We start from the raw sequence: 13,551 nt of genomic DNA, 5'->3' as shown, positions 1-13,551 counted from the left end.
GACTGCGGTTGGGGACTGCATGACTGCAAAGATAACCTTTCATTTGCTTCGGACCGCATTGCAACGAACCATGCTGTTTGCCCTGATGGCCGCGCCGGTCCTGCCCTCGGCGACGGCGCAGGAAATAACCGGTGTTGCGGGTGCAGAAGCAACCTCCACCGTGGATGCCGGGCAAGAGAGACAGCCGGTGCGCACGGACAGCCCGCGCGATACCCTGGAAACCTTCATCCGCCTCCGGGATGACGGTGAACAAGCGTTGCTGGACTATCGCGCAAACCAGTCTTTCCAAAACGCCGCCCGGTTTCCTCTCATTGGGGATCAGCTCAGGGCGCTCATCGATCTGAGTTCAGTGCCCCGAACCTCTCGTGAGGAAACGGGAAGCGAAACGGTGGGGTATCTTCTTGATATTTTCGGCCGCGTGGCGTTGCCGGACCTTGAAGACATACCGGATGAAGATGCCTTTAGGGATGAGGGTTTTGCCCAATATCGCATTCCTGGGACGCCGATACGGATTACCAGGATTGGAGAAGGCGATCGGGAGGGTGAGTTCCTGTTCAACGCCCGCACGGTTCGCGTCGCGCCCCGGTTCTATCAAAGCATCAGGGACATGCCGCTGCGGTCTGCCCTCGGGATCGGGAGCTGGAGCGCATCGCTGCCACAGATGACCGGCCCCTTGATACCGGTGTCGGTGATCCAGGCGATGCCGCGGAGTTTGCGGACCTTGTGGCTTGATACACCCGTCTGGAAGGTTGTCGCCACCACCGCGGTAACACTTGTATTGGCCCTTCTGCTTGCGGCGCTTCACCGCCAGCTGTCCTTCATGGAGCCCAAATCCCGGACAGGCGCCGTCTTCTTGAGGCTGATCCGTCCGGTTTCGATCCTGTTTGCGGTCGCCTTGCTGATTCCGTTTGTCGATCGTCAGATCAATACCTCCGGCCGTTTCTCCGCGGTGATCGATACGGGCGCGACACTGCTGATCTTTTTGGCGTTCGCCTGGCTGTTTTGGCTCGCAGTTCAGTTCGTGTTCGAATGGATCATCCGATCACCACGCATTTCGGAGGAGAGCCTTGACGCCAACCTCCTGCGTCTCGTTGCGCGCCTGATCGGCATCGTCGGTGTCACCATCGTCATGGCCTATGGCGGACAGGCAATCGGTTTACCGATTGTGAGCGTGCTTGCCGGTCTGGGCATTGGTGGCATTGCCGTTGCCCTTGCCATCCGGCCAACACTGGAGAACCTGATTGGCGGCATGATCCTCTACATCGACAAACCCGTTCGTGTCGGCGATTTTTGCAGTTTTGGCGAAAGAATGGGCACGGTCGAAGCCATCGGCGTCCGCTCAACCCAGCTGCGCAGCCTCGATCGAACACTCATCTCGGTACCAAATGCCCAGTTTGCTGACATGCAGATTGTCAATTGGGCGCGCTGCGACGAGATGCTGATCGACGAAACCATTGGGGTGCGCTACGAGACAACGCCCGATCAGCTGAGGTATTTGCTGGCAAAGATGCGCGAGATGCTGCATGGCCATCCACGCATCAACAACGAGACCGTTCGTGTTCGGTTTTCCGGGTACGGCGACAGTGCGCTCAACATCACCATCCGGATTTACGCCAAGACCCGGGAATGGAATGACTACTTTGCGATTCGTGAGGATGTTTTCCTTCGCATTTATGACCTGGTCACCGAGGCCGGGACGGGCTTCGCCTTTCCCTCGCAGACGATCTACATGGGCAAGGACGATGGTCTCGACACTGAGACGGGTCAAAAGGCCGAACAGCGCGTAAAAGCCTGGCGCCGGTCCAGGAAACTGCCTTTCCCGAGATTTGCGCCCGAAAGGCTCGACCAGTTGAACGACACGCTGGACTATCCACCGAGGGGCTCGCCCGAAGCTGGCCATGAGGATCTGGAAAGCGTGCCAGGCGCTGAAAGACTGTCGGCTGATCCGGTCCCGGGCGAAGATCTTGATGAGAACCCCAGCGAGGAAGAAGACAACAAAACACCTGCCCGGGATTGATTTAGTGCGTCGGAGGCGGGCGATGTTGCCGCATCGCTTTTTGCACCGGCCGTGTGACGTTGGCCAGGGGCTCGCCCCCTCTCCCGAATTGGGGCGTTTAACCAATTGCCCTATCGCGCCGCAAGGCAGGGCGAGACGGGCAGGAAAACCGGCGATCTGGATACCACACAGCACTATCTTTGTTGGAACCGGAACGGACCCTCGCCAAGTTATTATTAATGGTCTGCAATGGGCCGATAGTGGCGAAAGACTTGTCCCGCGTTCCCAGATGCTCGCAGGAACTGTGGTCGAATTCAGGCTTCGGGAGAGCGGGGTGGCGAAAGCTCCACACGGCCAACCATCGGAAGCTTTATAGAAAGGTCTTTTGTGTCAACACCATAAGTAAGACCGAGTAGATTAATCTCAATCCCTTCTTCCCAGGCAACCAACACCCCCAGAAGGCCCAAAAGAGAGAGCTGATATCCTGTGCCGCTCGGCGCTTTGGCCCACAGGCCTGTCTTCAGAAAGTCTTTACCAACCGCCGTCGGCGGCAAGTCCAGTCTCAGCTCGGGCGCGACCCGGCCAAGGTGAGCGATGAATGTGTTAGAGTTGGGACCCGGCCATACAGTATACTCATCATCGTGGCGGTAGTGGCGGATGGCCTCCAGCAGCTTTGGAATCGCGGCTTCGGCTTCCTGACCGCGAAACTCGGCAATCAATCGAGGCTCTGCGCCGAACCAACGACTGTCCGGAGCGCGGCGAGAAGAGGATACGGCTTTCCCGCCATGGCGCACCCGCCAACCTGTGACTTCGTATGTGGTGAAGTGCGCAGCCTCTGGCTCCTTTATGGATATCCAGCTGTGGATCCCGAAATAGCCCCGCCAGCTAAAGGCCCTTGCAGCATAGACCTGGATGATGGCTTGCCGTTCGTTTCGCGGATCAGGCGCAATGCCGAGCGGCGCCCGACTGGCGGTGCTCCAATGTGCGGATGTCGTTTGCACGCCCGACAAGAGCGCAATGAGGCCGAGGCCAAGATTGAGGAGCACGAATCCCGCACTCCAGATCAAGATCCAACGCATTGGTTGTCCAGTGTTCCGTTCTATCGGTTGGTGGCACCATCTTCCCAACCAGTTATTTCGAAAGCTAATCAAATTCCTGCGAAAGTGGTTGTTTCAGCTGATTTAGAGATCGGCCGTAGACACATTGGATTTCGGCAAAAATCCCAATCGCCAAAGGAAACCGGTTCCGAAGAGGGTTGGCACTTCGATGCGAAGCGGATTGCTCAATCCAAGGAGTTCGTTGCTATTAATCGGCGTAAAAGCGGACATAGGTTTCCATCGACCGCAATGCCGGTTCTGGGCCGATTTCGACAATTCGGGAAAGGGCGGGAAGCGGATCTTTGCTGCTGTAAAGTCAAATGACGGGACTGGGTCCGGAAGCAGACTGTTTGCTTAAGAGCCAAAGAACGGCGATAGCAGACATTCCCTAGATTGTATGTTCGGCTAGCCGACTTTTGCTAGCCGAAGCTGAAGCCAACCCAAACCTATGAACATCAGGATAAAGAATTCGTAGTAGAGAATACTCGGATCCGGGTTCTGGATCGGCCACCAAAGCCCAACTGCACAGGAGGCCACCGTTCATGTAATGATCGATCCGATGACTTACCATCTTCTTGTCTTCGATGGCCTTGGCCAGAAACGGGTTTGTCTCTGCTTACGGTTGTTGGACCTCGCGCAAGCTTCGCATCCAATTTGGAAAATTGATCAATGAGCGAGTGGTTTGCTGCAGCATGACCGAAGTATCCTGATGACATTTGAAAACGTCTCAGCACGCCCCGAACATCTCTTCAATGGATTTACAAAGCGCTCGTGCGGAGCGGTCCTGTTTTTCTAGGTTTTCAGACGCTCAAAATCCTCGCGCAAGGGCGCTGTGTCATAGATGATCGTCAGTTTTTGGAACTTCGTTCGATCCTTGGTGAGTTCGAAAACATCGACGCATTCGAAATCAACCAGCTTTCCGTTCGCTAATGTCCAGTCGTACTTGAAGTGCAGTGCGACGGAATTGCTGTCTTCTGATTTGGCAAAAACATTCAGCAACGTTGTTTTTGAATTGCTCGTGTCGGAAAAGAGCCGTGCATAGAATTCGTGTGCGTTTTGCTCCCCGTAAAGCGGCGAGACCACCGTTCCGTCAGTAGGGAACATGGCTTGAACAGCGTCCAGATCGGATCTGTTCAGAGCTTCGAGATAAGCATTACAAAGATCAGATGCGCTCATGAGGTTGTTTTAGCTCCTGTGTAATAGCCGCGATGAACGCTGCAATTCAAAGATAACTTCCGGCAATAACGGCTGGAAAAGCGCAAAGAATTCATCTTGCCGTTTCATTTTGGAGTGTGAATGTCTGACTTTGGATCAGCCAGATATTTTTCTTGCTAGCTTCAACTCCAAAGTGCTCTGCTGGGCTCTTGGTTCGATCGCCCCATCCAACAAAAATCGAGCACCAAGCTGTTCAAGCTTACCAGCATAGGCCGCATCAATTGCCGGAAGTATGCTGGCCAAGTCGTTTGGTACATGCGCATTTATGGTTACGACGGTTTTGTCGAGTTTTACCTGTCCAGCCGGATCGTTGAGGAAAACACCATGCCATGATGGTTCGGTATATTGATAACGTCGACAAAACACACGCTCATCCACTGTCACGAACAATAAAGTTATGAAGCGGTGTGTGAACCCGGCACGAATTTCATGGGCAAGTGCATGATCAACCAACTTTGCCAAATCAGCCTGCGTTTCAGGCTGCGTCAAGGGTTTTCGGAAGGACAGGCGCAATGGTTGAATTGTCTGCCTTACAAACAGCTTGGGCAAATCAACCATCAATTCCAAGGGGTTTAGACGTTTCATAGCTGACGATCGCATTTAATTTTCATAGGGTTTCAGGCTGGAGGCCACCGGATGGCCTCCAGCTGATCGGCTTATCGGTTGAAGAACTCGGCTGCAGCGTCGGTGGATGCTTTTACGGCTTCTGGTTTGTAGTAGAAGTCCACGTGCCCGAATTCGTCAAAGGCCAGTTCCTCATGCTCGTTGGTTAGCTTTGCGACAAAGGCTGTCGAGCAGATCGCCGTTGAGGCGCTTGTACCGTAGATGGTCAATGTGGGCTGCACGATCTTGTCGGCATAGGCTTCGCCGATTGAGAACAACGACTGCATGGGCTGATCGCCGATATGCATGTTGGTATAATTGGGAACCGCAACCGGCCCTTTGACGCCGTCGCGACCGTAGTAGTCATAGGTCTCGCCGGCCATCGCTGGGTAAGCAGCCGCGCTGACGAACTCTTCGCGGGACATTTCGTCATTCAGGCCGAAGGGCGCGACGTAATCCGGCTCTCCGGTTTCACACATCTTCTGCATCGACGCATTCGAAGCCGTGATAACCTGATTGGCCATATCGCGGTCGGTCCATTGGAATGCATCCGCTGCCATCATGCCCGAAACCAGGGCGATCTTTTTGATGCGGTGATCGGTCACGGCCGCCGAAGCAATGGTCGCGCCACCCTGGCAGACCCCCAGCCCGTAGATCTCTTCAACGAAAGGCAGCGTGCCCAGATAGGAGACCGCGTCCCAGGTGTTTTCTATCAGCCTGAAGTTGTAACGTGACTGTTTAAACTCTCCTGGCAACGCCGGGGAGTCGCCCATGCCCAGGTAGTCAAAGCCCAGGTAGATGAATCCGCGCGCGGCCATTTCCGGGCCGTAGGTTGCCGGGATCTGCTCCTTGACCTGCGGGAACGGGCTGGCGCCCACGATGGCCTTGTAGGTTTTGGACGGATCGAACCCTTCGGGCAAATAGAGGTCGCCGGCCAGGTCGACGCCAAAGGATTTGAAAGTGACAGCGTTCTTGCCGACAGTGAGAGTTTGGTTTGTCATTTTTCGGTTCTTTCCGATCGAGTAGCGTTTTAGCTTGCAATGTAAAATCTGCGTTTTACATTTATGCACAACTCATAAAAAGTAAAGAGAAGTTTTTACTTTTTTCGATCGTTTAAGGGCTGAATCAGTGAAACTAACTGAAATCAAAAGAAAAAATATTATCGAGGCGGCCGTTGAAGAGTTCCGGGAGCAGGGGTTTCTCGGCGCCAACATCATGCGAATTGCCAAACGCGCCGATGTTTCCAGCCGCACGCTCTACAAGCATTTCGAAAACAAGGAGGCGCTCTTCCAGGAAATCTCCAAAATCATGATTGAGCGCAATTCGGCCATGGCGCCGGTTGGGTATGATCCTGATCTGCCATTGGACCGACAGCTGGTGACAGCGCTTGAGCGTTATGTGGGCGTTATCACAGAGCCGGAGGCGATCGGGCTCAATCGCATGGTGATCGCGGAATTGCTTCGCGATCTGGATCGCTCACGGGCCTTTTTTGCCGAGTTTGCGACCCATGACTATCCCATCACCAATCTGATTGCAGAGGCTATGGAAGCGGGTGTCTTGCGAAAGGCAGACTCGGTCTATGCAGCGAACCAGCTGCTGGGCCTGGTGAAGACCTTCTTCTTCTGGCCAGAGTTTCTGCTTGGCGATAACCCCGCCGCAGATGGTGTGATGGAAGATTGCGTATCGATGTTCTTGAGTTATTACAAAACGGACGTTTGATACGTGAAAGCGGTTGGTGACCTCGCTCCACCGAACGGCGATCTGTGCAATCCGCTACGAATACAGGACCTTCGCCTTCACGGGCCTCCGTTTCCAGTTGGACAGAAGGCCTCGCTAAATCACCACCTCAATCAAGAAAGGCCCGTCCATGTCCTTGGCTTTTTTGAAAGCGGCCAGAGGAAATCCAGATCGACGACTACACCACCGTCCTCGTTTGGTGCGAAGCTTTTGGTGAGTTCATCACGGCTGCGAAGTACAGGTGATGTGTGGCGGTGTTCGGGCCAGGAGTTAAATCCGTTTTCGGGCCAAGTCAGTCATTGGTGCCGTTTGCGAAATTGGTTCGCTGCGAGCCGATAGGGGCCATTTGTGCTGGGCCACTCAAAAGTTTCTCGCTTATGCTGACGTCATAGGAGTTCTGGGAGAATCGTCATGACGTCGATTAGGGCATTTTTGGCTGCAACCTTGGCAGTGTTCTCGATGGCAATCGCCAGCCATGCGCAGGAAAAGCCAAACATCGTTTTGATCAACCTCGATAACTTCGGGTGGGGGGAACCCGGCTTTAACGGCGGCGGTATCATCCGAGGATCGGCTACACCAGCGATGGATGCTCTTGCCGAAGAGGGGATGCGCCTGACAAACTTCAATGTTGAGGCCCAGTGTACGCCCTCGCGCGCTGCGTTGATGACCGGACGTTATGGGATACGTTCCGGCAATCACACCATACCAGTCGCAGGTGGCGTCTATGGTATGACGCAGTGGGAAATCACCATGGCGGAAATGCTCAAGGAAGCGGGCTACAATACGGCCATGTATGGCAAGTGGCACCTGGGTTGGAGTGAGGGCCGCTATCCGAAGGATCAGGGGTTCGACGAGTTCTACGGCGTCGAAAGCACCGATCAGACCGTTTGGACCTCACAAGGCAGGTGGCAGGCGCTCGGCTTAGAGCCGCCCCACGTCGTGGAAGGTGTGGCCGGACAAGAAGCCACTATCGCCCGTGAGTACGACTTGGAATATCGGGCGCAGATCGATGGCGACCTGACGGACAAGGCTATTGACTTCATCCAGCGTAAGAGCCGCGAAGATGCACCGTTCTTTGTCTATTTCGCGCTGACGGCGACCCATACTCCGGTGATCCCGCATCCCGATTTCGACGGTTCAACCGGCAAGGGAGTATGGGCAGACCTCCTACACCAGACCGACAGTTACGTCGGCCGGCTGACAGCCGCCCTCGATGATACTGGAATCGCAGAAAATACTATCGTCATCTTCACCGCGGATAACGGCCCCGAAGCTATGAGCGTCGGAAGCAATGACATTGCACCGATGGCGCATGCTCAAGGGACACCGGGCCCGTGGCGGGGCACTTTGTTCACACCGTTTGAAGGCAGCCTCCGCGTACCTTTCGCGATCCGTTGGCCGGGAAAGGTTCCAGCAGGAGAGGTCAGCAACGAGATTGTCCACCAGATGGACCTCTATCCAACACTTGCTGCGATTGCCGGTGGCAAAGTGCCAGACGACCGTGCCTTTGACGGCGTGGATCAGTCGGCGTTCTTACTGGGCGAGCAGGAAAAATCCAACCGCGATCATGTCATCGTTTACATGGGGGAGGAAATCTACGGCGTGAAGTGGACCGATTGGAAGATCTTGTTCAAAGAGAACGAGACCGTCTATGCCGACACCAAGTCGTATTCGACGCCGCGCCTTTACGATCTTATCAACGATCCCGGGGAACGAAAGGACGTCTTGCTGGTTTACACGTGGGCTGCGGAGCAGGCAATGCCGCTTCTGGGTGAGCATCTTGCAACGTTCCAAGATTATCCTGCGATCCCTCCCGGGCAGCCCGATCCTTATGAGCCTCCAGCACAGTAGGACGAAGTTGGTAAAATTTGAGCGGCAGCGACTTTCTGCATTGGGGGGAGGGCAAGATAAGCCTTTCACCAATGCAAATCGTGCATGAGGGCAGTCTTGCACCGAGCCTAAAGTACTAATGCTGCGCCGTGTCTGAACCACCGCTCGGGTCGTTACCGCGAGATGCACTGGTTGGCGCGTTATGCGATTGATTTGGCGGGTGCGGCCATAAACTTCTGCGATGTCAGAGGCTATGTTTTGTTCCGACACCGAGGACACAGCAGATGCCAACTCCCGACCGAATAAAGACGCCAGACACCTTTTGGAACGCTCTTGAGAGCCTGTCGATCAACCGCGCTGCGCTTTTGCGAGACGCAAAGCTACCGCCGAGCGTATTCTCACCAGAAGGGCGAATGAATACGAAGCAACTGTTTGCATTGTGGGAGGCACTCCAAACCCTCGGCGGTGATGACATTGGCCTCGCTCTCACGGAAACGATGCACGGAGCGAGTCTACCGCCATCTTTCCTTGTCGCATTTCATGCCAAGAATGTTGGAGAGGCTTTGCACCGTATCGCACGGTTCAAAGCGCTCTGCGCTCCTGAAGAGTTTCGGGTGACTGTCGAGGACGACGGGTGCACCGTGACTTCAACTTGGACCTATGCAGAGCAGGTAGAACCCGACGCGCTCACAGATGCGACCTTTACATTTCTTGTGAACATGGTCCGTGCAGGAACTGAACAAACAATATCTCCGAGAGAAATCGCGTTACGTCGGAGCCGAAGCGAACGGCTGGAGGCCTGGTTCGATTGCCCGATTGCGTGGAATGCTCCGCACACCCGAATTACCTTCAAAAAAGCTGATCTGGAGATACCCTTCACCAGCTACAACAGAGAGCTTCTAGCGATGCTGGACGCTGCTCTCGACGCAGACTTGAACAAGGCCGAGAACACCACTTCGCTTACGGATCAAGTCCGCTGGCATCTCCGTCGGGCGCTAACTGCCGGGCGTCCGGAACTACGCAGTATCGCGCGTGATATGGCAATCAGTGAACGCTCCTTGCAGCGCCACCTGAGGCACGAAGGTCACAGCTTTAAGTCGCTGCTATCAGACACGCGACACCAACTGGCGCGCGAATACCTGGACGAGCCCGGATTTGACATCAGCGAGATCGCTTATCTTCTTGGATACGAGGACCAGGGGTCTTTCTACCGAGCTTTCCAGAAATGGGAGAGCCAGACACCGGCAGAATGGCGTAGCCGACTAACGGACAACCCAGACAAGGTGCCGATCCGGAACTAGCGTCCGCATTTCTCAAACGACTTTCATAAAGAACCGCTTCCACGGGCCCGCACCACCGGCCCCGAACAATCAAACACGTCAATTCAAGGAGACCTGATATGACCGTTCAACCAACCGAAGAGCAATTGGCAACCCTCAAAGCAGTTGCGCGTATGTATGTGTCCATTGACGGAGAGCGCGCACCGATTTTGGAGACACCGAATGACTATGGGATGGAGTACGAAGATATCACTTTCACTGCCGAGGATGGCACTAAGCTAGCCGCCTGGTTCATTCCGGCTGCCGGATCTGACAAGCTGATCATATGCAACCATCCGGCCACCCTCAATCGCTATGGTTTTCCGGGTCATATGAAGCCGTGGAGCGATTTTCAGGATGTTGAAGTGAAGTTTGGCAAGGTTCACAAAGCTTTGCATGACGCCGGATACAACGTTCTTGCCTACGATCTGCGGAACCACGGTGAAAGCGAGTCCGCACCGGACAACGCCTGGGGACAAGGCTTCTCTGACGAGTATAAAGATGTTCTTGCGGCTTTTGATTACGCCAAATCTCAAGACACGCTTAAAGACATGAAAATCGGCCTGTTCAATCCGTGCGCAGGTGGCGGCGCCGCAATCCACGCAATGAGTGAGGCCCCCCAATACTTCGAAGATGTGAAGGCTTTTGTCTGCGCCCAGCCCGCGTCGATCAACATCATGTCCAAAGTGGCATTGGATGGCTTGGGTTTGGGTGAGTTCTTTGACATTTTTGCGCAAGAAGTTGAAGCACTCCGCGGCATTCCCCTAAAGGAAATGTCTCCTCATAAGTTCGCCCAAAATATCACCATGCCAACCTACATCGTTCAGAACAAGGACGATGTATGGACCATTCCAGATGATGTTCAAACGACCTTCGATCTGATCCCAGGCGAAGACAAGAAACTGCACTGGATCGAAGACGGGGATACCCGTCGCTTCATCGGCTACAACTTCTTCGGCGATCATCCTGAAACCATGATCGAGTTCTTCGACAAATACGTGAAGTAGGGCTCAGACACATGTCAAAGACCGTATTTATCACGGGAGCAAGCTCCGGTTTCGGGAGACTGACAGCGAAGACGTTTCATCAAAAAGGGTGGAACGTTGTCGCTACTATGCGTGCCCCGGACGCGGAAACCGTACTTACCCAGCTGGACAATGTTCTGGTCAGCAAACTTGACGTAACCGACAAAGCCTCAATTGAGACGGCTGTGTCTGCAGGGCTCGCGCGTTTCGGTGCAATCGATGTGCTGGTCAACAACGCCGGTCATTCTTTGCAAGGTGTTGTTCAAACGACGACTGACTCACAGATGCGCCGTCAGTTTGACGTCAATTTTTTTGGGATCGTCGACGTGATCAATGCTGTTGTGCCGCATTTTCTGGAGAAGAAAGCTGGGGTCATCGTCAACGTATCTTCGATCGCAGGGCGGGTCGCATTCCCCTTCACAGCATTCTATCATGCGTCCAAGTTCGCGGTGGAAGGGTTTACTGAGTCTCTCCAATACGAACTCAATCCAATGGGCATTCGATTGAAGCTGATTGAGCCTGGGGCCTTCCCAACGCGCATCATGGAGTCGGGAGAGTGGTCGGAGACCGGTGATGACAGCATCTATAGTTCATCTCTTGAGGCTGCAAAGGCGTCAATGAACGCAATGGCAAGCGAAGAGGAGCAAGATCCGCAACAAGTCGCCGACCAAATATACCTTGCAGCCACGGATGATGCAGAAACGCTGCGCTATCCCGTCGGTGCCGATGCCGAACAAATCCTGAGTGCGAGGGCCGAAATGAATGATGTTGAATTCAAGAACATGATCCGCGAGTCAACTGGAGTGTGAGCCTTCTATCCTGCGGCCATTCCGTTTTCTCATCGCAATGGCCGCAGGAGATCACGAACATGGTGTTTGGAGCGACGTCCCTCAATACGTAGACTTTACGCTAATCTTACGGTGATAAACGTCCACATTCGGGATGCGGTCTCAGTTCGTCAAACGTCCGGGATGGGGCGCGAAGCTGCCATTGATTGAGACCACTGCCTACGGCAGCTATGGGCCGTTAATGCCCGCACCCGGGTGCATCTGCCATGTCCGCTTTACTGTTTTGCGACAAACACCCGCCAGCCCGCTATCTGCTCTATACCAGACTCTTTTAAAAGAGACCGACGAATGGCTGCTCTCCGATTTTTGTGCTGGTTCTGCGCATTGCTGTGTCTGTCTAAGTAGCTGTCGGGGCTGAGATCTTGGTCCCGCTGCATATCGTTCCACCAGTAAACACTTCAGTGTCTCAATGCTGTTGCCTGCGAAGCAGCACTCATTCTGACTGGTTTTGGGGATGGGTAAGCCGCAATCAACATCAAATGACACTACCCCAATTCGAGTTCAATCAAATGCCACTTTTAGGGTAATCTTTAGGGTGGATATTCAAGAGAGGGCGAAAAAATAAATACAAACAATAATTTGTAAAGCCAAAGTGGCGGAGAGGAAGGGATTCGAACCCTCGAGACGGTTGCCCGCCTACTCCCTTAGCAGGGGAGCGCCTTCGACCACTCGGCCACCTCTCCGGTACCGTCCGTGTACGAACAAACGCTTCAGAGTTCAAGGGGATTTTTGCTCCCTTGTCTTTTTTCCACCGCTGCCCAAATCAGGAGCCAGAAGGTGTGCTGAAATTTACACATTCTGCGCAGGGCGTTTCTCAAAACCGACGCAGAAAACCCTCAAAAGGACCCGGGCGGGCGAGCGGCTGTCACTGGTCTGCGCCAAAGCGGCCGGTCAAATCAACCGAACCAATCGGAAGCAATTGCGCTTGCCTTCGAAGGACATGACAGAATTCGCAGCTTGCCGGGTGTCCGTTTCCTTGGCCTAATAGGGTATGTTCTTTGGTCGACATCTTGGCGTGACGCGCCGCTTCCTGCCGCTTTTGCTGCTGTGCTTGTTCGCCCGTCCGGTTTGGGCTCAGGACCTGACGATCGTCACCGAAGAGTTCCCACCCTACAACTATTCGGAAAATGGCGAGATCAAGGGACTATCCAGCGACGTTGTGAAGGCGGTTCTTGAACAGGCTGGCCTCAACGCCCGCTTCCAGTTCTTGCCTTGGGCGCGGGCCTATCTGACAGCCCAAAACCGCAAGAACACGCTGATCTTCTCGATTGGGCGGATCCCGGAACGCGAAGAGCTGTTTGAATGGATCGGTGTCATCGCCCCCTACAACACGTCGCTATATAAACTTGCCAACCGGCCAGATATCACAGTCAAGGGGCTGGATGATGCCAAAGGTTACACCATAGGCGTGTCTGTGGAAGACGTTATATATCAATATCTTAAAAGTAAAAAGTTTACCAATCTCGAAGTAGTTGGTCAGGATGTTTTGAACATCCGCAAGCTTTCGCTCGGCCGTTTGGATCTGATCGCCTTCGACGAAGCGTCCTTTCAACACCGATTGGTTTTGGAAGAAATGGATCCGGCGCAATTTGAGCAAGTCTACCGGTTGGAGGACATCAGTGGCAGCCTTTATATGGCGCTTAATAAAGACAGCGACCCTGAGCTGATCAAGGCCCTGAAACAGGGGCTTGAAGCGATCAAGGAAACCGGCATTTATGGGCAAATTCTCGCCACCTACCGGCTTCTTTATTGAGACAACTCCGTTGCGCGGAGCCAGTTCGCAGCTGTTCTAGCAGGGCACACATAAACATCGGACGACGAAGCAGACACTCAGCCTTTGGGACCAACTGGCAAGCGGTAGGTGTTAGTTATGACCCATTG

12 protein-coding genes and 1 tRNA gene are annotated in these 13,551 nt (G+C 54.1%); 8 read left to right on the top strand and 5 right to left on the bottom strand.

The window, feature by feature from the left end:
* The first annotated feature begins 19 nt into the window (after positions 1-19).
* Entirely contained in the window at positions 20-2,017 is a 1,998-nt protein-coding gene (locus FJ695_RS22020; protein ID WP_141187437.1) for a mechanosensitive ion channel family protein, read from the top strand.
* A 293-nt stretch (positions 2,018-2,310) separates the two neighbouring features.
* On the opposite strand, the gene FJ695_RS22015 is transcribed toward FJ695_RS22020, so the two are convergent.
* From FJ695_RS22015 to FJ695_RS22000, 4 genes are all read right to left on the bottom strand, one after another.
* Positions 2,311-3,075 carry a DUF3750 domain-containing protein gene (locus FJ695_RS22015; protein WP_141187436.1) on the bottom strand — a complete coding sequence of 255 codons (765 nt, stop codon included), beginning with the start codon at positions 3,073-3,075 and terminating at the stop codon, positions 2,311-2,313.
* Between the two features lie 810 nt (positions 3,076-3,885).
* Positions 3,886-4,269, bottom strand: coding sequence for a nuclear transport factor 2 family protein (locus FJ695_RS22010; RefSeq protein WP_141187435.1), 384 nt, complete (start codon positions 4,267-4,269; stop codon positions 3,886-3,888).
* 135 nt (positions 4,270-4,404) lie between these two features.
* Positions 4,405-4,893: a DUF2255 family protein gene (locus FJ695_RS22005; protein WP_168206453.1), complete on the bottom strand. Its 489-nt coding sequence runs from the start codon at positions 4,891-4,893 to the stop codon at positions 4,405-4,407.
* Between the two features lie 71 nt (positions 4,894-4,964).
* Positions 4,965-5,912, bottom strand: coding sequence for an alpha/beta hydrolase (locus FJ695_RS22000; RefSeq protein WP_141187433.1), 948 nt, complete (start codon positions 5,910-5,912; stop codon positions 4,965-4,967).
* Between the two features lie 127 nt (positions 5,913-6,039).
* Here FJ695_RS22000 and FJ695_RS21995 point away from each other — a divergent pair, with 127 nt between their 5' ends.
* The 6 genes from FJ695_RS21995 (at position 6,040) to FJ695_RS21970 (ending at position 11,631) form a co-directional block, all read left to right on the top strand.
* A complete protein-coding gene (locus tag FJ695_RS21995; RefSeq protein ID WP_141187432.1) occupies positions 6,040-6,630 on the top strand; it encodes a TetR/AcrR family transcriptional regulator in 591 nt (196 codons plus the stop codon).
* A 182-nt stretch (positions 6,631-6,812) separates the two neighbouring features.
* On the top strand, positions 6,813-6,893 hold the full coding sequence (locus FJ695_RS21990; protein WP_209011195.1) for a DM13 domain-containing protein: 81 nt from the start codon (positions 6,813-6,815) through the stop codon (positions 6,891-6,893).
* A gap of 166 nt (positions 6,894-7,059) precedes the next feature.
* Entirely contained in the window at positions 7,060-8,499 is a 1,440-nt protein-coding gene (locus FJ695_RS21985; protein ID WP_141187431.1) for an arylsulfatase, read from the top strand.
* A gap of 263 nt (positions 8,500-8,762) precedes the next feature.
* Entirely contained in the window at positions 8,763-9,779 is a 1,017-nt protein-coding gene (locus tag FJ695_RS21980; protein WP_141187430.1) for an AraC family transcriptional regulator, read from the top strand.
* Positions 9,780-9,877: 98 nt separating this feature from the next.
* Entirely contained in the window at positions 9,878-10,804 is a 927-nt protein-coding gene (locus tag FJ695_RS21975) for a S9 family peptidase (RefSeq protein WP_141187429.1), read from the top strand.
* 11 nt (positions 10,805-10,815) lie between these two features.
* Positions 10,816-11,631, top strand: coding sequence for an SDR family oxidoreductase (locus FJ695_RS21970; protein ID WP_141187428.1), 816 nt, complete (start codon positions 10,816-10,818; stop codon positions 11,629-11,631).
* Between the two features lie 632 nt (positions 11,632-12,263).
* Here the strand turns inward: FJ695_RS21970 and FJ695_RS21965 are convergent.
* A tRNA-Ser gene (locus tag FJ695_RS21965) sits at positions 12,264-12,353 on the bottom strand.
* Between the two features lie 308 nt (positions 12,354-12,661).
* Here FJ695_RS21965 and FJ695_RS21960 point away from each other — a divergent pair.
* The gene (locus FJ695_RS21960; protein WP_141187427.1) at positions 12,662-13,423 is read left to right on the top strand and encodes an ABC transporter substrate-binding protein; all 762 of its coding nucleotides are present in this window, start codon (positions 12,662-12,664) and stop codon (positions 13,421-13,423) included.
* Positions 13,424-13,551 lie beyond the last annotated feature (128 nt).

Origin of the sequence: Labrenzia sp. PHM005, assembly GCF_006517275.1 — a bacterium.
Lineage (GTDB): Bacteria > Pseudomonadota > Alphaproteobacteria > Rhizobiales > Stappiaceae > Roseibium.
Note: the sequence above shows the minus strand (reverse complement) of the source record. Positions and strands in the feature narration are given on the sequence as shown.